The organism is Crossiella sp. S99.2 (assembly GCF_023094165.1).
Lineage (GTDB): Bacteria > Actinomycetota > Actinomycetes > Mycobacteriales > Pseudonocardiaceae > Crossiella.
In genome coordinates this window covers 24,318-45,180 of record NZ_JALMDK010000006.1, presented here as the reverse complement: position 1 = coordinate 45,180, position 20,863 = coordinate 24,318, and the positions used below count along the sequence as shown (strand labels likewise).

Here is a 20,863-nt window from a genome sequence, read left to right as displayed (position 1 = left end):
CAGGGGGTATGGGGGATGAGCGGCGCGGCTCGGGCGATCGGTCTGCTGCTGGGCGCGGCCGCCGACGTGATGGTCGGCGACCCCCGGCGCGGGCATCCGGTGGCCGCCTTCGGCACGGTCGCGGCAGGTCTGGAGAAGGTGCTCTACCGGGACCACCGGGCGCCGGGGGTGGTGCACGTGGTGCTGCTCACCGGGGGCGCGGTGCTGCTCGGGGTGGCCGCGGAGAAGCTCGGCAAACGCTCCCCGGTGCTGCAGGCGGCGACCACCGCGGTGGCCACCTGGGCGGTGCTCGGCGGCTGTTCGCTGGCCGGTGAGGGCACGCTGATGGCCCGCGCGCTCGACGCCGGGCGCCTGGACGAGGCCAGGGACCGGCTGCCCAACCTGTGCGGCCGCGACCCGGAGGCGCTGGACGCACTCGGACTGGCCAGGGCCACGGTGGAGTCGGTGGCGGAGAACACCTCCGACGCCCAGGTCGCGCCGTTGTTCTGGGGTGCGGTGGCCGGGGTGCCCGGCCTGCTGGCCTACCGGGCGATCAACACCCTGGACGCGATGGTCGGGCACCGTTCGCCGCGCTACCGCAACTTCGGCTGGGCCGCGGCCCGGCTGGACGATGTGGTCAACCTGGCGCCCTCCCGGCTGGCCGCGATGCTGACCGCGCTGGGCGCGCCGGTGGTCGGCGGCTCGGCCAAACACGCCTGGCGGACCTGGCGGCTGGACGCCTCGGCGCATCCGAGCCCGAACGCCGGACAGGTGGAGGCGGCCTTCGCTGGCGCGCTGGAGATCCGCCTGGGTGGGCGCACGGTGTACCGGCACGGCGCGGAGGAACGGCCGGTGCTCGGCGACGGGCGCAACCCCGACTCCGGGCACGTCACCAGGGCGGTGGAGCTGTCCAGGGTGGTCGGCGGGCTGTCCGCGCTGGCCTCAGCGACGGCCGCCGTAGCGATCGGCGGTCTGCGGCGCAGGCGTCGGCACCGGATCTGAGTCCTCTTCGTCGTCCTCGTCCGGCTCGTCCTCGTCGTCCTCTTCGGGGTGTGCTTCCCGCCAGAGCAGGAAGACCAGCCCGATCGGGGCCATGAGGCCGAAGGCGATCCACTGCAGGGCGTAGGAGAAGAACGGCCCGGCCTCCAGCTTCGGCAGCGGCAGCAGGCCGAGCACGCCCGGCTGCTCCTCGTTGAGCTGCACGTAGCCCGGTCGCAGGTCCAGTCCGACGGCCTTGCCCAGCACCGTGGGGTCGATGGTGTAGATCTGCCGCTTGCCGTCCTGGTCCAGCACGTCCTGCCTGCCGGGGTCGATCTCGCTGCCGCGCACCCGGCCGATCACGGTGACCTGACCGCCCGGCGCGGCGTCGTAGGCCACCGGCTTGGTGCCCTGCTGGACCTTGATGTAGCCCCGGTTGACGATCACGATCTGCCCGGAGTCGGTGCGCAGCGGGGTGAGCACCTCGAAGGCGGCCTTGCCCTCGGCCTTGCGCAGCCGGACCAGCGTCTCCGCCTCGGGCAGGTACCGCCCGGTGAGCTTGACCACCTGCCACTGTTTCTCCGCCGGGTTGGCGCCCGGTGGCAGCGCGGTGTCGTAGTCGATCGCCTCGGTCTCCAGCGAGCCGGTGATCGCCGAGTTCTGCGTCTCCCGGCGTTCGTCCTGCCGGAACTGCCAGGGGGCCAGGATCCACAGGCAGGCCGCCGAGAACAGCAGCACGAACCCGATCAGGGCCAGCCAGCCCGGTCGCAGCAGGAACTTCCAACGCACCCCTCCACGGTAGGGGGCGCGTTCACCCGCTCGGTGGCCGCCCCCGGACCGCCCGCGCCGCGGCCACCGTCCGCTCGCCGTAGGAACCGCCGAAGAGCACCACGTGCACCAGCAGCGGGAACAGCTGGTGCAGCGGAACCCGGTCCCGCCAGCCCTCGGCCAGCGGGGCCACCTCCTGGTAGGCGCCCAGGATCCGGTCCAGGTGCGGGCAGCCGAACAGAGCCAGCATGGCCAGGTCGCTCTCCTGGTGCCCGCCGTGCGCGGCCGGGTCGATCAGGTGCACCCCGTCGGCGCCCCACAGCACGTTGCCGGACCACAGGTCGCCGTGCAGCCGGGCGGGCGGTTCGGGCGGGCCCGCGTACTCGGCGATCCGGTCGCACACCTCGCGCACCGGTGTCAGCTCGGGCAAGTCGGCGGTGCGCAGGTAGGGCTCCAGGCGCTGGGTGGCGAAGAACTCCGGCCAGTCCGGGTGCGGCTCGTTGCGCATGGGGGCCGCGCCGATCCAGGCGTCGGCCGGGCCGCCGGGCGGTGGGCAGCCGAAGGCGGTGGCGCCACTGGTGTGCAGGGCGGCCAGTTCCCGGCCGAACCGCTCGGCCGCCGCTGGACCGGGTTCGCCGGGCGGCACCCAGTCCAGCACCAGCCAGGTCTCGTCGTGGCCCAGCACCGCGGGGATCGGCACCGCGTTCGCCGCGGCCAGCCAGCGCAGGCCCGCCGCCTCGGCCACGCTGCTGCCCGCCGCCGCGGACTTGGCCACCACCTGCCGCCCGTCGGCCAGCCTGGCCCGGAACACCTCGGCCGCACTGCCCCCGGCCGGACGCACCGCCACCGGATCCACACCGGTGAGCCGGGCGATCGCGGCGGCCGCGCTCACAGCTTCTTCCGCACCCAGTCCAGCAGGCCGGGCACGGCCGCCTCCACCATGCCCAGCACCTCGGCGAAATCAGCCCGGCCGCCGTAGTACGGGTCCGGCACGTCCAGGTCCGCCCCGGCGTTCGGGTCGAAGGAGCGCAGCAGCCGGACCTCGCCGGTGACCAGGCGGCGCAGCTCGCGCTGGTGCCCGGCGTCCAGGGCCAGGAACAGGTCCGCGTCCGAATGCGCGGGCCCGACCTGGGCGGCGATGTGCTCGACCGGGTAGCCGTGCTCGGCCAGCACCGCGCGCGCCCGGTGGTCGGCCTGCTCGCCGATGTGCCAGGGCCCGGTGCCCGCGCTGGTCACCTTGACCCGCTCGGCCAGCCCGGCCCGGCGCAGGTGCTCGCGGAAGACGATCGCGGCGATGGGGGACCGGCAGATGTTGCCGGTGCAGACGAAACTCAGGTGCACCGGGTCAGTCTCCGTCATCGCGGTACATCGAGGTACTCGTGCGGATCGGCGGCGGCGGGATCGATCATGAGGCGCACGCTGTGGTAGCCCAGCGCGTAGCGGCCGTTGGCCGGGTCCCAGCGCCGGTACTCGGCCAGGGCCTGGCGTTTGCGGGCGTGCTGGGCCGAGGTGAGCGGCACCACGTGGTCGGCGGTGCGCTCGGCGGGTGGGTAGGTGTAGCCGTAGACCCAGTAGTAGCGGAAGTCGCTGATGCGGTCGCGCAGGCCTTCCGCGGCGTCCCGGCAGGCGGCGTGGGTCTTGTTGGGGTCGGCCGGGTCGCCGCCGTGGATGACGTCCCGCCAGCCGCTGACCAGCTTGTGCGAGGCGCCCGGGTAGCGGGCCTCGAAGTCCAGGATGGTCTCCCGGACGTACCGGACGAACCCGGGGTAGTCGGTCCAGGCGCTGTCCGGGTGCGCCATGTTGATCACCCGGTCCACGCCCAGCCGGTGCGCGGCCGCGGTGAACTCGGCGGTGCGCGCGGCCACGATGTCGTCCAGGCTCAGCTCGATCCGGTGGCCAGGATCACCGGCGGGGCAGTCCGCGCCCAGGTTGCAGTTGCCGTTGATGATGTCGATCAGCCCGCCGTTCTCGCCGCGGGAGAGCAGCACCAGGTACACCGGCCGCCCGGCCTCCTTGTGCGCCCGGATCGCACCGGCCATCGCGATCGACTCGTCGTCCTGGTGCGGGGCGTAGAAGATCGCGGGCCAGTCGGCGGCGGCGGCCGGGGCCTGACCGAGCGCCAGGCCGCCGAGGGCGGCCGCGGAGACGCCGAGCAGGCGGCGGCGGGAGAGTCCGGGGTGATCGCGCACCAGCCGAGTGTCCCGGCCGGGCCCCGACTGGTCATCGGCCACTCGTCGGGCGGCTTAGACTCGCCGCGATGACTGGCGAGGACTTCGAGCGCGCGCGACTGCGCCACCACGGCGATGCCGAGGCCGCGCCGGGACTCGCCGACTTCGCGGTCAACGTGCGCCTGCCCCGCCCGCCGGACTGGCTGCGCGACCGGCTCGCCGAGACCCTGGACGGACTGGGCCGCTACCCGGGGACCGAGGACGAGCTGGCCGCCAGGGTGGCCGCCGCCGACCGGCACGGTCGTTCCCCCGAGCAGGTGCTGATCCTCAACGGGGCGGCCGAGGGGTTCGCGCTGCTGCCCCGGCTGGCGCCGAGGCTGGCCGCGGTGATCCACCCCTCCTTCACCGAGCCCGATGTGGCCCTGCTGGACGCCGGGGTGCCGCTGACCAGGGTGCTGCTGCGGGCCGAGGACGGCTACGCGCTGCGGCCGGAAGTGGTGCCCGATGCCGCCGATCTGGTGGTGGTGGGCAACCCGACCAACCCGACCTCGGTGCAACACCCGGCGGACACGCTGCGCGCGCTGGCCAGGCCCGGCCGGGTGCTGGTGGTGGACGAGGCCTTCGCCGACGCGGTGCCCGGTGAGCCGGAATCCGTTGCGGGCCAGGACATCCCGGGACTGCTGGTGTTGCGCAGCCTGACCAAGACCTGGGGCCTGGCCGGACTGCGCGCCGGGTACGCCCTCGGTGCGCCGGAGCTGCTCGCCCGACTCGGCGCGCACCGTCCACAATGGCCGGTGAGCAGTCTGGTGCTGACCGCGGTCGAGGCGTGCTGCGCCCCAGCGGCCGTGCGGGAGGCCGATATCGCCGCCCGCGAGGGCGTGACGCACCGGACCGCGCTGGCCGCGGCGCTGGCCGCGCTGCCCGGCGTCGAGGTGTGCGGCGGGGCCGCCGGGCCGTTCCTGCTGCTGCGGGTCGCCCACGGCGAGCGGGTGCGGCTCCGGCTGCGGGAACAGGGGGTCGCGGTGCGCCGCGCGGACACCTTTCCCGGCCTGGACGCCGAGCACCTGCGGGTCGCGGTGCGTCCGCCGGAGCAGGCCGAGGTGCTGCTCAAGGCGTTGGAGACGGTGTTGCGGGAAGAGGGGGAGCAGGGATGAGCCCGACACTGGCCGAGGTGGTCGCCGCGATCGAGGCGGCCTACCCGCCGGCACTGGCCGAGTCCTGGGACGCGGTCGGCCTGGTGTGCGGCGATCCGGCCGAACCCGTGCACCGGGTGCTGGTCTGCGTGGACCCGGTCGAGTCCACAGTGGACGAAGCGATCGAACTGGGCGCGCAACTCGTTCTCGCCCACCACCCGCTGCTGCTGCGCGGCGTGCACGGCGTGCCGGCCGATGACGCCAAGGGCCGCCTGGTGCACAAGCTCATCCGCAACGGCGCCGGGCTGCTGTGCGCGCACACCAACGCCGACTCCGCCGATCCTGGGGTGTCCGACGCGCTGGCCGAGGCACTGGGCCTGCGGGTCACCGGACCCCTGGACGCCAAGCCGGCCGACCCGCTGGACGCGCTCAGCGTGATCGTCCCGGCCGGGCACACCGACAAGCTGCTCGACGCGCTCTTCGCCGCCGGTGCCGCCGCGATCGGCGACTACCGCGAGGCCGCCTTCCTGCACGAGGGCACCGCCCAGTTCCGGCCGGTCGCGGCCGCCGACCCGGCCGTGGGCAGCCACGGCGAACTGCACCGCGGCCCGGAGACCCGGATCGAGACCGTGCTGCCCCGGCACCGCCGCCGCGCGGTGCTGGCCGCCCTGCACGCCGCCCACCCGTACGAGACCCCCGCCTACGACCTGCACGAACTGGCCGAAGAGCCCTCCAGCCGCGGTATCGGCCGGATCGGCGAACTGGCCGAGGCCGAACCCTTCGGCGCGTTCGTGCAGCGGGTCGCGCTCGCCCTGCCCGAGACCGCCTGGGGCGTGCGCGCCGCGGGCGAGCCGGCACGCCCGGTGTGCACCGTCGCGGTGTGCGGCGGCGCGGGCGACTCGCTGCTGCGGGCGGCGACCAAGGCGGGCGTGGACGCCTACGTCACCGCCGACCTGCGACACCACCCGGCCGGGGAACACCTCGCCGGGCCAGGCACCCCCATGCTCGTCGACGTCGCGCACTGGGCCAGCGAATGGCCGTGGTGCGCGCAGGCGGCCGACGTCATCCGCCGGGCGTTCCCCGGTACGGTCGACGTCCACGTCTCCACCCGACGCACCGATCCGTGGACGCTGGCCGCGTCCGCCACAGGGAGGACCCCCGCGTGAAAGCCGATCCCGCCGTGCAGAAGCGGCTGCTCGACCTCGCCGAGGTCGACGCCGAGCTGAACCGCGCCACCCACCGGCGGCGCACCCTGCCCGAGCTGGCCGAGATCGTCACCGCCGAAACCGAACTGCGCACCCGCAAGGACGCGGTGGTGGCGGTGGAGACCACCCTGGCCGACCTGGACCGGGACGCCAAGCGGCTGGACACCGAGATCGACCAGGTCCGCGCCCGCGAGGAGCGCGACCGCACTCTGCTGAACTCCGCCGACGCCAAGCGTTCGGTGGACCTCCAGCACGAGCTGGAGACCCTCGCCCGCCGCCGCGGCATCCTGGAGGACGAGTCCCTGGAGCTGATGGAGCGGCGCGAGGCCGTCGAGATGGACGTGCAGCACGCCCGCGCCCAGGACGGCCTGGCCCAGGAGAAGCTGGCCGACGCCCAGCGCCGCCGGGACGAGGCATTCGCCGACCTGGAGACCATCGAGGCCCGCTCGGGCGACCGGCGCAAGACCGTGCTGGCCGGCCTGCCCACCGACCTGGTCACCCTCTACGAGCGGATCCGGTCCAAGGGCGGCACCGGGGCCGCGCTGCTCAAGGCCCGCCGCTGCGGCGCCTGCCGGCTGGAGCTGGACCGGATCGCGATCAGCAAGCTCAAGGAGGCCGCTGCGGACGAGGTGGCCCGCTGCGAGGAGTGCGGCGCGATCCTGGTGCGCACCGCGGAGTCCGGCCTGTGAGGGTGCTCGTCGAGGCTGACGGCGGGTCCAGGGGCAACCCCGGTCCCGCCGGGTACGGCGCGGTGGTCAAGGACCCCGGCACCGGCGAGGTGCTGGCCGAACGCGCCGAGGGCATCGGCGAGGCCACCAACAACGTGGCCGAGTACCAGGGCCTGCTGGCCGGGCTGCGGGCCGCCGCCGAACTGGGCGCGACCGAGGTGGAGTGCAGGCTGGACTCCAAACTCGTGGTCGAGCAGCTGGCCGGCCGCTGGAAGATCAAGCACCCGGCGCTGCAGCCGCTGGCCCGCGAGGCCCAGCGGCTGGCCGCCGGTTTCGACTGGGTCGGCTACACCTGGATCCCGCGGGAACGCAACACCGACGCGGACCGGCTGGCCAACGAGGCGATGGACGCCCAGGCCAGCGGCACCCCGCGGATCGAACGCGCGGACAGCCCGCTGCCGGACCTCACCGCCACCGTGGCCCAGCCGGACACCGCCGCGCAGGCCGCGCCGCCGTCCTGGACCGGGGCCAAGGGCACGCCGACCCGGCTGATCCTGCTCCGGCACGGCCAGACCGCGATGTCCGCCCAGCGTCGCTACTCCGGCCACGGCGACCCCGAACTCACCGAGATCGGCCGACGACAGGCCGCCGCCGCTGCCAAGCGGCTCAGCTCGTTCACCGAGGTCAGCGCGGTGATCGCGTCCCCGCTGACGCGCACCCGGCAGACCGCCCAGGCCGTCGGCGACGCGCTCGGGCTGGCCCCGGAGATCAGCCAGGGGCTGGTCGAGACGAACTTCGGCGCCTGGGAGGGCCTGACCTTCACCGAGGCCGCGCGGCGGGACCCCGCGCTGCACGCCCGCTGGCTGGCCGACCCGGCCGTGCCCACCCCCGGCGGGGAGAGCTTCGACCAGGTGCACCGCCGCGTCGCGCGGGCCAGGGACGAGATTTTGGCCGCGCGGGCCGGACAGACCGTGGTGCTGGTCAGCCACGTCACGCCGATCAAGTCACTGCTCCGGCTGGCCCTGGACGTCGGCCCGCAGCTGCTCTTCCGGCTGCACCTGGACCTGGCCTCGATCTCCATCGCCGAGTTCTACCCGGACGGCAACGCCTCGGTGCGCCTGGTGAACGACACCGCGCATCTGGACTAGTCAAGAGACACCGGCGTCCGAAACTGGACAGAAGTTCTCGAAACGAGGCGGGTTCGTATTCAGCCGCACCGGGTGGGAGCAGGCAACGGCGCGGAACGCCTGCTCCCAGCCGGACATCCGGCGGCCTACGGCGTTTCCCGTTCACCCGTGCACTGGGGGGCAGCTCACAACGAAGGACGGGACGCGGCCTTTGTATCGCCGGGGTTATTTTCTGCGGCCGTGGCAATGACGGTAATGAGCCGGGCAGGAAGCCGCAAGCACGAAAAATGGGGGATGACATTCGTTCACTCGTTCGGCTGTATGTAATGAATTTCCCATGCCCCCAAAGTGGTACAACCAATCCGGGTTGACCTGCGAAAACCCAGGCACATCCGCGAGTCGTCACGCGACACGCTCAACCTATCGCGCAGGGTGACTTTGTGGCTTGGTCCGTTCCGCGTAATGGGTTGGTCGCCAATTGTGACGACCGTTCACGTTGATTGAGTGGCTGTGTTTCAGCAGCCCCTGGCACAGACCGCTTCGCGGGGGGTCGTACACTACTGCGAGCGGATGAGTCGGCCGGGCGGCCGCGTCGGAGGAGCGATCCTCCGCCGAGGAAAGTCCGGACTCCGCAGGGCAGGGTGGTTGTTAACGGCAACCCGGGGCGACCCGCGGGACAGTGCCACAGAGAGCAGACCGCCCGGGTCGTGCGAACGACTCGGGTAAGGGTGAAAGGGTGGTGTAAGAGACCACCAGCATCCCGGGTGACCGGGATGGCTAGGTAAACCCCACCCGGAGCAAGGCCAAGAGGACGCCGCGAGGCGTCTGCGCAGGCGTTCGAGGGCTGCCCGCCCGAGCCTGCGGGTAGGCCGCTGGAGTGTGCCGGCAACGGCAGACCGAGATGGATGGCCGCCACCCGCCGACCGCGAGGTCCGGCGGGCACAGGATCCGGCTTACGCGCCGACTCATCCGCCCCTTACCCGCGGGGGCTCAGACAAGCAGCTTGTTCTGGCGCGCCCACGCCTCGAAACCGATTGCCTGGCATGGGTAGCGGGCACCAGTGGCGATGAGGGCGTTGACCAGTCCGGCCACGCCGCCCGCGGTCGCCCGCCCCGACCGGACGCCCTGCGCGAACACCCACAGACTGCCGTGGACCTCGTGCAGGCCGTGTCTGCGCGCGGTTCGGCGGGCTGCCCTGTCGTCGATCACCGCCGTGGCGCCGTGCACCTCCGCCCAGGCGCAGACCGTCGTCTCACCGTGGTCCCGGGAGGTCGCACCCTGCCTGTCGCGCCAGGTGAACAACGCCCGGATCTCGTCGAGTTCGTCCACGTGCACGGTCTCCAGCCAGGGCGCCGTCCCGTCCAGGCCGTTGCGGCGCATCTCGGACCGCACCGTCGCTGTGGTGACGTTGCGCCACGGCTCCTGGTCCGGGCCCCTGGCCAGGTCACCGACGACATCCAGCCGGGCGGCCAGAACTGCGTGGTGCAGGGCTGAGGCGTCCCACACCAGGGTCCGGGTCACGGAGTGTCGTCCTCCGGGATGCTGGGTAGCTCGTCGAGCCGGGTGATCGCGCCATGCAGCAGTTCGATCGCGCGCTTCCCGGTGATCAGGGAATCGGAGTAGGCCGCCAGCACGGCGCGGCGCCAGTTCGGACCCGTGTCGCCGAGTGTGAGGTCTTCTTCCGGGGGGGCTCCCAGCTGTGCCAGGAAGTCCCCGAAGACCGGTCGATGTGCCACGAGCATCCTGGCCTCGGCGCTGTCGAGGAGTCCGAGATCACGGGCTCGTTGCACCGCGACGCTCCACGACACCCGGTAGCTGCCGGCCACTCGGACCAATGTGCGCCACTGCCAGTCGGATTCGGTGGGGTCGGCCTTCGCCCAGTGCCCGGCCACGTCGGCGCCGGGCAGTAGCAACGCGCAGGCGAAGGCGTCGATCAACCGTTCCCGGTCGGAGCGCATGATCGAGACGCCGACGTCGGAGCTGTAGGCGTCGCCGAGCAGGTGGTGGCCCAGCTCGTGCGCCGCGGTGGCCCGGCGACGGCCGGGAGGAGCCTGTCCGCCGATGACCGCGGCTCCCACACCGGGGAACTCCTCGATCAGGGTGGAGGCGCCGTCCGCGTCCCGGTCGACCACGAGCAGGTACAGACCCCAGCGTTCGCAGACCTCGGTCAGCGGGCCGAGGGGGCCGCTGGACTGGCCCATGAGTCCGCGGACGGTGGCGGCGTAGGACTCGGCGGCCGCCAGGTCGGCCGGGCAGGTCACCGCTGCGGGCAGGAGCAGCGCGGGCGCGCCGAGGAAGCCCTCCTGGGCCAGGAGCCGCACGTCTGCCGCGTGCGCCTCAAGATCGACGTCCAGTCGCCAGGCCATCCGGGCGGCCTCGTCGGCCTCCTCGCTGAGCGCGGTGCGGCGGGAGACCACGGCAGGCGCCTCCTCGCCGAGGAAGTAGCCCATCGGGACCTCGAAGAACTCGGCCAGCCGGGCCAGTTCCAGCGCGGAGACCTTGCGCTGTCCCGACTCCATCCGGCCGACCGAGAAGCGGTCCACCTCGAGCACGGCCGCGACCTCGTCCTGGGTGCGCCGGGCCCCGGCGCGGGCCATGCGCACCCGTTCCCCGATTCCCGCCCACGTGAGAGCCATGGTGCGATTTTCGCACATCCCGGTGGCGGGCGGGCAACCAGTTTGGCGACCCGGCCGGTCCGGTGCTCACCGCGCGCGGTAACGTATCGGTCACCGGGACGGGTCATCGCACCCTGCCCGGCTGCCTCAGATCAACGGCACTCGTGCCGACGAACCGACGAGGACTGGCTTGCGGGTACAGGTTCGACCATGTCGACAATCCCCTGATGTGGCCCGCGTTCGCCCGAAGATGTGCTTCGGCAACCGATTGTTCGGCTGCCTCGAACACAATCTGTGACGGCTCTCTGGGCAAGTGGGTGAACTCTGCTTGCCGGTGCAAGAAGACCGCGTCGTGTGCTTACCGCTGAGTGGCTCCCAGCCATCATGGGATGGTCAGTTCGGAGGTAGCGCCGGTTCCGGGAGAGCAACTCACGGGTCCACTCACGGGACTTCGTCCACTACACCTTGTCAGCCACTCATGCTCTACTCGTAACGTCCACCGCCGTCCGCTGGGCAGGCCAGGCGTCCACGTCCGGAGCCCCTGACCCCGCCCCAGCACACTGGAGTACCCACGATGACGACCATGACCCTCCTGGATACGTTGGCCCAGGGCAACCAACTGCAAACCGGGGGTATCACCCGCTGGATCCTGGAGAACATCGTCCCGCTGCTGCTGTTGCTGGTGGCGCTGCTGCTGCTGTGGCTGGGTGGCAGCAAGGGCGACAACGCCGGCGTGATGCGGCGGGTCGGCGGTGTGATCGTCGCACTGGCCATCATCGGCCTGGCCGTCAGCGGCGCCGGCGTGAACATCGGTAAGTGGATCGCCAGTCTGTTCACCGGGTGATCGAGCTTGCGGATTCGTACTGACGACGAGGTGTACCGGGTCGACGCCGTGTGGCTCGGCCCGCCGAAGGCCACTTTCCCCTGGCGGGCCCGCTACGTCGCCTGGGGCGTGGGACTCGTCGTGTTCCTGCTGGTCCTTGCGGTCGAACGCCGGATGGGCTTCGGCTTCAGCTTCTTCTCCACCGCGTGGGCGATCATCATCACCGTGGTGATCACCCGCATCATCTGCTCCCGGATCAACCAGGAGCGGCCGCTGGGCGCGGTCAGTGTGATGTGGCTGCGTGAACTCACCGCGCCCCGCCAAACGACCTCCGGCAACGGCGGGGCCGCCACCGCCGCCAGGATCCGGGTCAATTCCGCACGTCCCCGGCCCAAGCCGAAGAAGTCCGAGCAGAAGAAGCAACGGGGGAAGAGCCAGTCCGGCTCTGTGATCTCCGATGGCTCTGTGATCTCTGATACAGCGGTGAGCCCCGATGTGTCAGCAGTCTCGACGCCGTCAGGTCACGGCACGGACGCGCCGTCACCCTCTTCCCCGTCACGGCGTGGACGTTCACGCCGTGCTCGCACCAAGGAGGTTCGCGGTGTTCCGTCGCCGACGAAACCGTGACCGTGACCGTCGCGCCACCGAACAGCCCGGCCGCCACGCGCGTGCGCTGCCGCCGGGGCAGGTGAACGACCAACGGGTGTACAGCAAGCGGGGCCGGCGGCTACCCGGTGAGGCGGCCATCCCCACCTACACCCCGTCGATCTCGGCCCGCAGCATCGACGGTCACCTGGTGCGCACCGGGCAGGACGTCTACGCCTGGTACCGGCTGGCCCCGCAGCGCTGGTCCTTCCGCTCGGACTCCCAGCGCCAGGACCTCATCCACGCCATCGCCGGCCAGTACGCCGAACTCCAGGGCCGCTGGCTGCACCTGCGAGTGACCACCCGCCCCTATCCGATCCGGATGTGGGCCGAGGCGCACGTGCACAACGCGGTCGGCCGCCTGCCCGACACCCCCGGCACGCTCTCCTTCGACGACTACATGGTCGGCGAGCAGCAGCAGCTGATGGGGCGCTCGATGGCCGAGAAGGAGGTCTACCTCGGCGTCCAGGTGCAGACCCGCAACGTGATGGACCGCGCGGTGGAACGGGCCGCGCCGGTGCTGCGCAAGATCTTCCCGGAGGCGGTGGACGCCGAGCTGGTCGCGCTGGACAGCGAGGTCGAGCACCTGGACCAGATCCTCGGTTCCTCCGGCCTGGAGGGCAGGCCGGTCACCGCCGAGGAGATGTCCTGGCTGATGCACCGCTCCTGCTCGCTGGGCCTGCCCGCGCCGCGCAACCTGCCCGCGGTGCCCGGCGCGGCCTGGGAGCCGGAGGACCTGGCCTCCTTCACCGACGCCGCCGACTTCCACCAGGAGCCGTACTCCCCGAGCGTGACCGTGCGTGGCCGCACCGGGTCCAACGCCGGGGTGAAGCGGCACGTGGTGGTGCTCACCGTGGGGCTGATGCACGGCCTGCAGATCCCGGAGATCGACGATCCGTGGTTGCAGCGCTCGGACCGGCTGCCCGCGCCGGTGGAGTGGTCCGCCCGCATCTACGTGCGCAAACCCGAGGACGTCACGGGCGAGCTGCAACGGCAGATGAACAAGGTGCGCTCCCAGGTGCGGCACTACACCGACGAGCACGACCTGGAGCCGCCGCAGTCGCTGGCCCGCCAGGCCGCCAGGGTGCTCGAGATCGACGACGAGATGACCACCGGGTTCACCTCGCTGGCCACCAGGGTGCGCTCCTGGTGGCGGCTGTCGGTCTCCGGCGCCACCGAGCGCGAGGCGCTGCGGCTGGCCCAGCAGCTGGTGGACCTGTACAAGCCCAAGATCGCCATCGAGCACCCCGAGTCCCAGTACGCGCTGGCCAGGGAGTTCATCCCGGGTGAGCCGCTGGCCTCGGCCGCCTACCTGCGCCGCGGCTCGGTGAGCTGGGCCGCCTCCGCGGTGCCCACCGCCACCGCCGAGGTCGGCGACCGGCGCGGCATCCTGCTCGGCGAGACCTGCACCGCGACCCGGCGCCCGGTGGCCTGGGACCCGTGGATGGCCCAGGAGGTCCGCGAGGCATCCGGCCTGACCGCGATGGTGGCCGGCCTGGGTGGTGGCAAGTCCTTCCTCGGCGGCGGCATCGTCTACAAGACGCTGCGCGCCGGGGCGTACTGGACCATCCTGGACCCCTCCGGCCCGCTGGCGAAGCTGTGCGACCTGCCGGAGCTGCGGCCCTACGCCCGGCCGATCAACCTGCTCAACGCCCAGCCCGGCATCCTCAACCCGTACCGGGTGGTCGCCGAGCCGATGCTGGAGCACTTCACCGACGAGGACGATCCGGAACGCGCCTGGCGGCGGGAGCGGGCGCTGGCCGCCGCGACCCGGCGGCGGCTGGTCCTGGACGTGCTCAACGGCCTGCTGCCCTATGAGGTGGCCCGGATGCCGCAGACCCGGATCGTGCTGCTGCGCGCGGTCCGCGCCGTGGGCGGGCGGGCCACCGCGCACCCTGGCCTGGTCTTCGACGCGCTGCGCCGGGACGCCGGTGAGCACCACGAGCACGCGGTGGTGGTCGCGGACTTCCTGGACGAGATGCGCGAGCGGATGTCGCTGCTGATCCCGGAGCGGGACGCCGACCCGTACTCCGAGACCCGCGACGACCGGCTCACCGTGCTGACCATGGCCGGGCTGACCCTGCCCAAGGACGGGGTCGGCCGCGAGCACTGGACCGACGCGGAGGCCCTCGGCGTCGAGATGCTCAACCTGGCCGCCTGGCTCACCCAGCGCTCGATCTACGAGCGGCCCAAGGACATGCGCAAGGGCGTCTGGATCGACGAGGCGTTCTTCCTCTCCGAGGTGCCCACCGGCCGGGTGCTGATGAACCGCTTCGCCCGGGACTCGCGGAAGTGGAACGTCCGGGTGCTGCTGTCCAGCCAGATCCCGGCCGACTTCCTCAAGATCCAGGGCTTCGTGTCCCTGCTCGACTCGGTCTTCGTCGGCAGGCTGGACGACGAGCACGCCCAGGCCGACGCGCTACGCCTGCTCAAGGTGCCGATCGGCGCCGGCTACGAGCAGGTCGTGGCCAGCCTGGGCCGCCGCCCCGGCGGGGTGCGCACCGCCACCGAACGGGACCGCTCGCCGCGGCAGTTCATCTTCGGCGACGGCGCGGGCGGCGTGGAGCGGATCCGGATCGACTTCGGCGGCCCGCACCTGAACCACCTGCGCAACGGCATGGACACCACCCCGGACGCGATGCGCCAGGCCGCCTCCGGCGCCCCCGCCCTGCCCTCGGGCCGGGTGGACGGCGTGCTGCCCGACCTGCCCGTCGAGGAGGAGCTGGAAGCGGAGTTCGCGGCCGAACTGGGCCTGGGCGAGGAGGACTTCGACGACCCCTACACGCCCTCGACCGGAGCGGACAACGAAGGGCACGGGGACAGGCACCACGTCGGCCGGGGCAGCGCACGATGATCACGTTGCTGGCGGTGGTGGCCGCCGTGCTGCTGGTCGCGGCGCGGCGGCGGGCTAAACGCACCCTCCGTCCGCTCCCGGCGCCCCGCCGGGGCAGACGCCGGCTGGCCCTGATCGGGGTCATCGGCATGCTCGGCCTGCAGATCATGGTCGGCGGCGTCGCGCACGCGCAGAGCATCTGCAAGGAGTCGCCGAACCCGGACCGTCCCGGCTCGGGCATGGTGGGCGCCTTTGACGCCGCGCCGCTGGGCACGGGTGTGCCGGGCAGCGCCTACGACGAGGTCGGCTACGCGGGCCACGTCTGGCACACCTACGACCTGGGCTGCGGCCCCGAGGGCCTGCGCAACCCGAACGCGGTGATCGACACCTGGGCGGGCAACCAGACGTTCAACATGGCCAAGGTGCTGGTCGGGGCCACCAACGGCCTGCACTACGCGCTGCTCGGCGGCGAGCTGATGAAGCCGCTGGACGACCTGGTCTCCACCGGCACCATCGCGCTCTACGACACCGTCTACGCGCCCTGGTTCGGGCTGGCCGCGCTGATCCTGGCCATCTTCCTGTTCCGTCATATCTGGCAGGGCGACCTGGCCAGCATCGGCAAGCGCTCGATGTGGGCGCTGGCCGCGATCTGGCTGGCCGCGGCCACCTACCTGACCCCGCTGCTCTACACCCGGCTGCTGGACGACGTGCTGATCAAGGGCACCTCGCAGATCCAGGCCGGGTTCCTGCGCGAGGTCGGGGTGGACGAGCGCAACTCGCTGCCCACCGTGCTGCACGACCAGGTGATCTACCGCAACTGGCTGCGCGGGGAGTTCGGCTCCCCGGACAGCACCCCGGCCAAGGACTTCGGCCGGGACCTGCTGCGCGCCCAGACCTTCACCAAGCAGGAAGTGGCCGAGGGCAAGGACCAGGGCAAGGACCCGATCGTGGCGAAGAAGGCCGCGTTCGAGGGCCTGGTCGCGCGGGCCGACGAGGTCGGCGCGAAGGGACACATCCAGGGCATCGACGGCAGCCGGATGGGCGCGGGCGCGCTCGGGTTGTTCCAGTCAGTGGTCTACTCGCTGTTCCAGCTGCTGGCCAAGGCCGCCATCCTGCTCGCCCAGGTGCTGCTGCGGGTGGTCATCCTGGCCGGACCGATCATCGGCCTGATCGCCATGCTCTACCACGCGATCCTGCGCGGGGTCGGTCGCGCGATCGGCGCCGCCCTGCTCAACGTGGTGGTCATCGCCGCGCTGGCCGGTCTGCACACCCTGTTGCTGACCTGGATCTTCGCCCCCACCCGGGGGCTCGGGCTGCTCGCCCAGATGGCTCTGGCCGGACTGGTCACCTTGGTGTTTTTCTTGGTGGGCAAGCCGGTGCGGCGGATCTGGCAGATGGTCGAACTCTCCGTCGGCGCGGTCGGCAACGCCATGCCCGCGCCGCGCACCGGCCTGTGGTCCCGGCTGCGTGGCCGGGGCGGGCAGGAGCGGACGCCGCAGGACGAGTTCTGGGAGCAGGTGCGGGACGTGGATCCGGACGGCGGGACCGAGCCCAGGCGGGCCCGGCGGCGGGACCGGCCCGAGGCCTCCTACGAGGCGGCGGGACCGGGCGGCTTCCGGGGCGATGCCTCCGGCGGCGCGCTGCCGGTGGCCGGCGCGCTCACCGGGACGGTCAGCGACCGGCTGCACGAGTCCGGTGGCGGCGCGCTCGGGGTGAACCGGGCCGCCGGGGCCCTGCCTTCCGGGCGGGGCAGCCGGACGGTGGACACCGCGCCGGTGTTCGACCGCAGCTGGGACCGCAACGACGAGGACGCCGTGGTGGTGCCGTCCCGCCTGAACAACACCGCGGGCAGTGCGCCGGGACCACGGCGGGCGGACATGGAGGTCGTCGCCGGACGGCCGGTGTGGGCGGTGTACCGCCCGTCGCGCGGGGTCGAACTCCGTGACGGCGACGCGGTGCGCGGATAGCGGGAGGGGGAGACATGCCGATTCGCACCAACCGCGGCCGGGCCGCGGTCTATCGCAGGCTGTGGGGCTGGCCGCTGCGCTCACCGCGGCACTTCACGACCACGCTGGTCCTGCTCGCGGTGGTGATCATCGGAGTGGGCATCCTGTTGCCGGACTCCGAGCCGCTGCCCGAGCCCGACCCGCGCACCACCGGCAGCAGTCAGCTGACCAACCCCGGCGCGCCCACCAGCGGCACCAGGGCCTTCGCCGCGCCGACCACCAGCACGCACGCCCCGGTGACCTCCTTTCCGCAGGCCGCCCCGCCGCCCGCGGCGCCCGCGCCCGAGGCGCTGGCCATCGCCGAGTCCTGGGGCAAGGCCTGGGTGGACCACCCCGACGGCACCACCAGCCAGCAGTGGCTGGACAAGCTCAAGCCGTTCACCACCGACGAGTACCTGGGGCAGCTGGCCTCGGTGGACCCGCGGATGGTGCCTTCCAGCAAGGTCACCGGCAAGCCCAGTTCGATCAGCGCGACGACCAGCTCGGTGGAGGTGAAGCTGCCCACGGACAAGATCGTGCTGCGGCTCACCGTGATCACCACCGCGGCGGGGTGGCGGGTCGCCTCCTACACCGAGGCGGACTGACATGAAGCTCGCGCTGGCCGGGGTCGCGCTGGCGGCCACCGTGGTGGTCGCGATCACCACCACCGGAGTGATCCGGACGGTGGTCGGCGGCAACGAGACCTACCAGCCCAAGGCCGTGGTCAACAGCCTGTGCACGCCGGACATGGACTGGGGCATCGGCGGCGCCAACCAGGGCGCGCAGGACGCGTCCCGGCTGGTCGAGGAATCCCGGATGATCGTCTCGATGATCATCACCATCGGCCGGGAGCGGAAGCTGCCGCCGCGGGCCTGGCAGGTGGCGATCCAGGCCGGCCGCACCGAGTCCGGCCTGCGCAACCTCGACTACGGCGACCGCGACTCGGTGGGCATCTTCCAGATGCGCACGTCCATGGGCTGGGGCACGCCCGCGCAGCTGCAGGACATCCCGTACCAGATCCACAAGTTCTACGACGTGCTGCTGAAGGTGCCGAACTGGGAGAGCAAGCGTCCCGGCGACGCGGCCCAGGCGGTGGAACGCTCGGCCTTCCCGGACCGGTATCACCGGTGGGAGTCGATGGCGGTCCACCTGATCAACCAGATCACCGACGAGACCTCCTTCGTCAGCTGCAAGCAGCTCCCGCAGCCGGGCGAGGTCGCGGTGACCGCGATCCAGTTCGCGATGAAGGAGCTGGGCAAGCCGTATGTCTGGGGCGCGGAGGGCCCGGACACCTACGACTGCTCCGGCCTGATGCAGTGGTCCTACCGGCTGGCCGGGCTGAACCTGCCGCGCACCTCGCGCGAGCAGTGGTTCGCCGGCGGGTACGTGCCGCTGCGCGAGGCCCAGCCAGGTGATTTGATCTTCTGGTCCACCAACACCAGCAACCCGAAGAACATCCACCACGTGGCGATGTACCTGGGCGACAACAAGATCCTCGAGGCGCAGCAGACCGGGGTGCCGGTGCACATCCGGAACCTGAAGTGGACCGAGGGCGAGCTGATGGCCATGGCGGTCCGCCCGAAGTCGAACAAGTCGGCCTGAGGCGACCCCAAGGGAGGCAGCGCATGTTCAGCAACGACCCGATCCCGCGCCCTGGACGGCCCCCGGCCTCCAGCAGCCCGCTCGCGGACTACCTCAGCGGCGCCCGGCACGGCGTGGACAGCGGGTACGCGGTGCTGCCCAGATCCCTGGCCGAGTCCATGCCGCTGCCCTGGCAGCAGCAGATGGTGCACCTGCTCGCGGAGTTCCACCAGGCCTACGGCCACCTGCCCTGGCCGGTGTACCGGGTGGTGCCGTCCCGGTACGAGTTCCTGGTCGACCTGGACGAGGACCAGCTGGCCGAGGTCGGCTGCCTGGTGGAGATCGACGGCGACGGCGAACTGGTCTACCGCGAGCGCAACGGCGCCCGCATCCCCAACCCCGAGGACAAACGGGTCCTGGTCTCCTGCCTGGACCCGATCCCGAACCAGCAGTCCGGTTTCGTGCAGCCCGCGGTCGCCCCGAGGCCGGTCCCGCCGCTGCCGGCCAACGAACCCGCGAGCACCCCCGCCCCGCCCCCGGCTCCGCCGCCCACACCGCCGCACGGCGAGCCCCCGCTCTTCGAGTTCCCCCCGCCGCCCGCCCCGTCCCCGTTCGTCGCGGGCGCCGGCATCCCGTCCGCACCGCCCGCGCAGCAGCACAACCCGCCGCTGCCGCACCCGCCGCACCACAGCCCCGCCCCGCAACACTCCGGGGCGCAGCATTCCGGCGCGCAGCAGGCAGGAGCACCGCACACCGGGGCGCAGCATCCGGGTGCGCAGCAAGCCCCGCCCCAGCACCCGTCTCCGCTGAGCACCCCGCCCGCGGGCTCGCCCGCACCCGGCTTCGGCGCGCCGCCCCCCGGCTACCGCGGCCAGCACACCCCGCCGCCGGGCCTGGGCACCCCACCGCCCGGGATGCCGGGCATGAACGCGCCGCCCGGCCCGCCGAGCCAGCCGGTGCCGGTTCAGTCGGCGCCGAGTCAGCCGGTGCCCGGCCAGCGCACCTTCGGCCCGCCGCCGGAGGAACCCGAGGAGCCGGGCTACGACCAGCCATTCGGCCCGACCGGCTCCGGGAACCGCCCCAACCCGTCCTGGTGACCCCACTCGCTTTCCAAAACTGCTACCATTTTGGAAAGCAACCCGGTGGTGGGAGGTGGAGTCATGGGTAACACGGTCGACCGCGAGCGTCAGGAGACCTGCGAGCAGTTCGGCTTCATCGGCGAGCTGGAAGGCATCGCCGAGGACGCCGACCCGCGGACCGCCGCCCGGTTGCGTGCCCTGGTGCGCAAGCGGGTCGCCTGCCTGGCCCCGGTGCGGGTCTCGGTCACGGCCCAGCTGCTCGAGGTCACCACACCGACCGTCCGCGCCTGGCTGGACCGGGGCGTGCTGACCGAGGCCGAGGGTGACTCCAGTAGCCGGCGGGTCGATCCGCGCAGCCTGCACGCGGTCATGGGCCTGGTCCGCGAACTCCGGGCGGCCGGCGCGAAACCGGGCAACCTGGTGGACCAGCTCTGGGATCGCCTGGCCGACCAGGCCTTGCTGGACCGGAGCGACCTGCGGGAATCCCTGGCCAGAGTGCGGCGTGGGGACGTCGTCGAGCTGTGACGGATTATCGCTGTCCGTGATGGTTGTGGCACTCTGCGTTTATGGTCCGAGTCACGGCAGACCGGCTGGCGGTCGGGTACGGCAAGAGCCTGAAGGGCAGGCAGCGCAAGAGCTACGACCACTGGCTGGCCGATCTCAAGCAGCGCGGCTGCGCGGCCATGCAGTACCGACTGCACGGCACGGGCGTCGACCATTTCTGTGTCAGTCACCTCTACGGCGCGTTGCGGGTCGTGGTCGCCTTCGAGAGTTCGAGGTCGGCGGTGATCGTGCTGCTCGGACCGCACGACAACGCCGACCCCGGCCTGGATGTCTACACCCGGCTGTACAACCTCGCCGACATCCCGGTTCCCACGGGCAGGCGGACCAAACCGCCCTGCTGCGCCGCTGACGGCAAGCCACCCGAGCTGGGCGCCGAGCTTGCTGGGCTGATGGATCGGATGCGCGAGCAGGCCAGGGCGCTGACCGGCAGGCTGCGCTGAGGTACCAGACCGGCCCCGTTGCCACCGTGGCGTCGGAGTGACATGCGCTGCCCCGCATGAAAGGGTCGGTGTGTGGTGGATCTCAACGGTTGGTACTACTGCCTGCGGCACCATGAGGTCGAGCACGGGCTCGGGTGCAAGGCGGCGGAGCGGATGGGTCCCTATCCGGATCAGGCTTCGGCCGAGCGTGCGCTGGAGATATCCCGGGAGCGCAACGAGGCCGCGGACGCGCAACGGCGTAAGTGGGACGACGACGATGACTGACGGCGCAT

Annotated in this window: 20 protein-coding genes, 1 other RNA gene and 1 pseudogene; 16 read left to right on the top strand and 6 right to left on the bottom strand. The window is 72.2% G+C overall.

The annotated features are described in order from the left end of the window. The first annotated feature begins 15 nt into the window (after positions 1–15). Positions 16–981: a cobalamin biosynthesis protein gene (locus tag MZC64_RS23245; protein ID WP_247759862.1), complete on the top strand. Its 966-nt coding sequence runs from the start codon at positions 16–18 to the stop codon at positions 979–981. Here MZC64_RS23245 and MZC64_RS23240 read toward each other — a convergent pair. From MZC64_RS23240 to MZC64_RS23225, 4 genes are read right to left on the bottom strand one after another with little or no spacing between them, the layout of a single operon-like run. Beyond that, positions 922–1,746, bottom strand: coding sequence for an SURF1 family cytochrome oxidase biogenesis protein (locus MZC64_RS23240; protein WP_247759863.1), 825 nt, complete (start codon positions 1,744–1,746; stop codon positions 922–924). The genes MZC64_RS23245 and MZC64_RS23240 overlap by 60 nt on opposite strands. 22 nt (positions 1,747–1,768) lie before the next feature. Continuing rightward, on the bottom strand, positions 1,769–2,617 hold the full coding sequence (locus tag MZC64_RS23235) for a fructosamine kinase family protein (protein ID WP_247759864.1): 849 nt from the start codon (positions 2,615–2,617) through the stop codon (positions 1,769–1,771). Then, positions 2,614–3,084 carry a low molecular weight protein-tyrosine-phosphatase gene (locus tag MZC64_RS23230; RefSeq protein WP_247759865.1) on the bottom strand — a complete coding sequence of 157 codons (471 nt, stop codon included), beginning with the start codon at positions 3,082–3,084 and terminating at the stop codon, positions 2,614–2,616. Before MZC64_RS23230 ends, MZC64_RS23235 begins: the two co-directional genes overlap by 4 nt. Continuing rightward, entirely contained in the window at positions 3,081–3,914 is an 834-nt protein-coding gene (locus MZC64_RS23225) for a PIG-L family deacetylase (protein WP_247759866.1), read from the bottom strand. Before MZC64_RS23225 ends, MZC64_RS23230 begins: the two co-directional genes overlap by 4 nt. A 68-nt stretch (positions 3,915–3,982) precedes the next feature. Here MZC64_RS23225 and cobC point away from each other — a divergent pair, with 68 nt between their 5' ends. The 5 genes from cobC to rnpB all read left to right on the top strand — a co-directional run bounded on the left by cobC (position 3,983) and on the right by rnpB (position 8,998). After that, the gene (gene cobC, locus MZC64_RS23220) at positions 3,983–5,047 is read left to right on the top strand and encodes an Rv2231c family pyridoxal phosphate-dependent protein CobC (protein ID WP_247759867.1); all 1,065 of its coding nucleotides are present in this window, start codon (positions 3,983–3,985) and stop codon (positions 5,045–5,047) included. Next, complete coding sequence (locus MZC64_RS23215) at positions 5,044–6,192, top strand: Nif3-like dinuclear metal center hexameric protein (RefSeq protein ID WP_247759868.1); 1,149 nt, start codon at positions 5,044–5,046, stop codon at positions 6,190–6,192. The genes cobC and MZC64_RS23215 overlap by 4 nt, the downstream gene beginning before the upstream one ends. Next, the gene (locus tag MZC64_RS23210) at positions 6,189–6,920 is read left to right on the top strand and encodes a zinc ribbon domain-containing protein (RefSeq protein WP_247759869.1); all 732 of its coding nucleotides are present in this window, start codon (positions 6,189–6,191) and stop codon (positions 6,918–6,920) included. The genes MZC64_RS23215 and MZC64_RS23210 overlap by 4 nt, the downstream gene beginning before the upstream one ends. A 2-nt stretch (positions 6,921–6,922) precedes the next feature. Beyond that, complete coding sequence (locus MZC64_RS23205) at positions 6,923–8,047, top strand: bifunctional RNase H/acid phosphatase (RefSeq protein ID WP_247759915.1); 1,125 nt, start codon at positions 6,923–6,925, stop codon at positions 8,045–8,047. A 550-nt stretch (positions 8,048–8,597) separates the two neighbouring features. Then, positions 8,598–8,998, top strand: an RNA gene (gene rnpB, locus MZC64_RS23200) — RNase P RNA component class A. 18 nt (positions 8,999–9,016) lie between these two features. Here the strand turns inward: rnpB and MZC64_RS23195 are convergent. Both MZC64_RS23195 and MZC64_RS23190 read right to left on the bottom strand, forming a co-directional pair. Next, positions 9,017–9,547 (bottom strand): hypothetical protein, encoded by a 531-nt coding sequence (locus MZC64_RS23195; protein ID WP_247759870.1) that lies wholly within the window; start codon positions 9,545–9,547, stop codon positions 9,017–9,019. Then, positions 9,544–10,662 carry an ImmA/IrrE family metallo-endopeptidase gene (locus MZC64_RS23190; protein ID WP_247759871.1) on the bottom strand — a complete coding sequence of 373 codons (1,119 nt, stop codon included), beginning with the start codon at positions 10,660–10,662 and terminating at the stop codon, positions 9,544–9,546. Before MZC64_RS23190 ends, MZC64_RS23195 begins: the two co-directional genes overlap by 4 nt. A gap of 553 nt (positions 10,663–11,215) precedes the next feature. On the opposite strand from MZC64_RS23190, the gene MZC64_RS23185 reads away from it, so the two are divergent. The 10 genes and pseudogenes from MZC64_RS23185 to MZC64_RS23140 all read left to right on the top strand — a co-directional run bounded on the left by MZC64_RS23185 (position 11,216) and on the right by MZC64_RS23140 (position 20,855). Continuing rightward, a complete protein-coding gene (locus MZC64_RS23185; RefSeq protein WP_185002384.1) occupies positions 11,216–11,485 on the top strand; it encodes a hypothetical protein in 270 nt (89 codons plus the stop codon). A 6-nt stretch (positions 11,486–11,491) separates the two neighbouring features. Continuing rightward, positions 11,492–11,869: pseudogene (locus MZC64_RS23180) on the top strand (hypothetical protein); the annotation flags it as partial. A 268-nt stretch (positions 11,870–12,137) separates the two neighbouring features. Then, entirely contained in the window at positions 12,138–14,963 is a 2,826-nt protein-coding gene (locus MZC64_RS23175) for an ATP-binding protein (RefSeq protein WP_247759916.1), read from the top strand. Beyond that, on the top strand, positions 14,960–16,909 hold the full coding sequence (locus MZC64_RS23170) for a chloride channel protein (protein ID WP_247759872.1): 1,950 nt from the start codon (positions 14,960–14,962) through the stop codon (positions 16,907–16,909). The genes MZC64_RS23175 and MZC64_RS23170 overlap by 4 nt, the downstream gene beginning before the upstream one ends. 14 nt (positions 16,910–16,923) lie before the next feature. Beyond that, positions 16,924–17,532 carry a hypothetical protein gene (locus MZC64_RS23165; protein WP_247759873.1) on the top strand — a complete coding sequence of 203 codons (609 nt, stop codon included), beginning with the start codon at positions 16,924–16,926 and terminating at the stop codon, positions 17,530–17,532. 1 nt (position 17,533) lies between these two features. Next, complete coding sequence (locus MZC64_RS23160; RefSeq protein ID WP_247759874.1) at positions 17,534–18,529, top strand: C40 family peptidase; 996 nt, start codon at positions 17,534–17,536, stop codon at positions 18,527–18,529. A 23-nt stretch (positions 18,530–18,552) separates the two neighbouring features. Next, complete coding sequence (locus MZC64_RS23155; protein ID WP_247759918.1) at positions 18,553–19,605, top strand: hypothetical protein; 1,053 nt, start codon at positions 18,553–18,555, stop codon at positions 19,603–19,605. Positions 19,606–19,668: 63 nt separating this feature from the next. Continuing rightward, the gene (locus MZC64_RS23150; RefSeq protein ID WP_247759875.1) at positions 19,669–20,112 is read left to right on the top strand and encodes a hypothetical protein; all 444 of its coding nucleotides are present in this window, start codon (positions 19,669–19,671) and stop codon (positions 20,110–20,112) included. Between the two features lie 41 nt (positions 20,113–20,153). Continuing rightward, positions 20,154–20,591 (top strand): hypothetical protein, encoded by a 438-nt coding sequence (locus MZC64_RS23145; RefSeq protein ID WP_247759876.1) that lies wholly within the window; start codon positions 20,154–20,156, stop codon positions 20,589–20,591. Positions 20,592–20,666: 75 nt separating this feature from the next. After that, a complete protein-coding gene (locus tag MZC64_RS23140; protein ID WP_282105969.1) occupies positions 20,667–20,855 on the top strand; it encodes a hypothetical protein in 189 nt (62 codons plus the stop codon). Positions 20,856–20,863 lie beyond the last annotated feature (8 nt).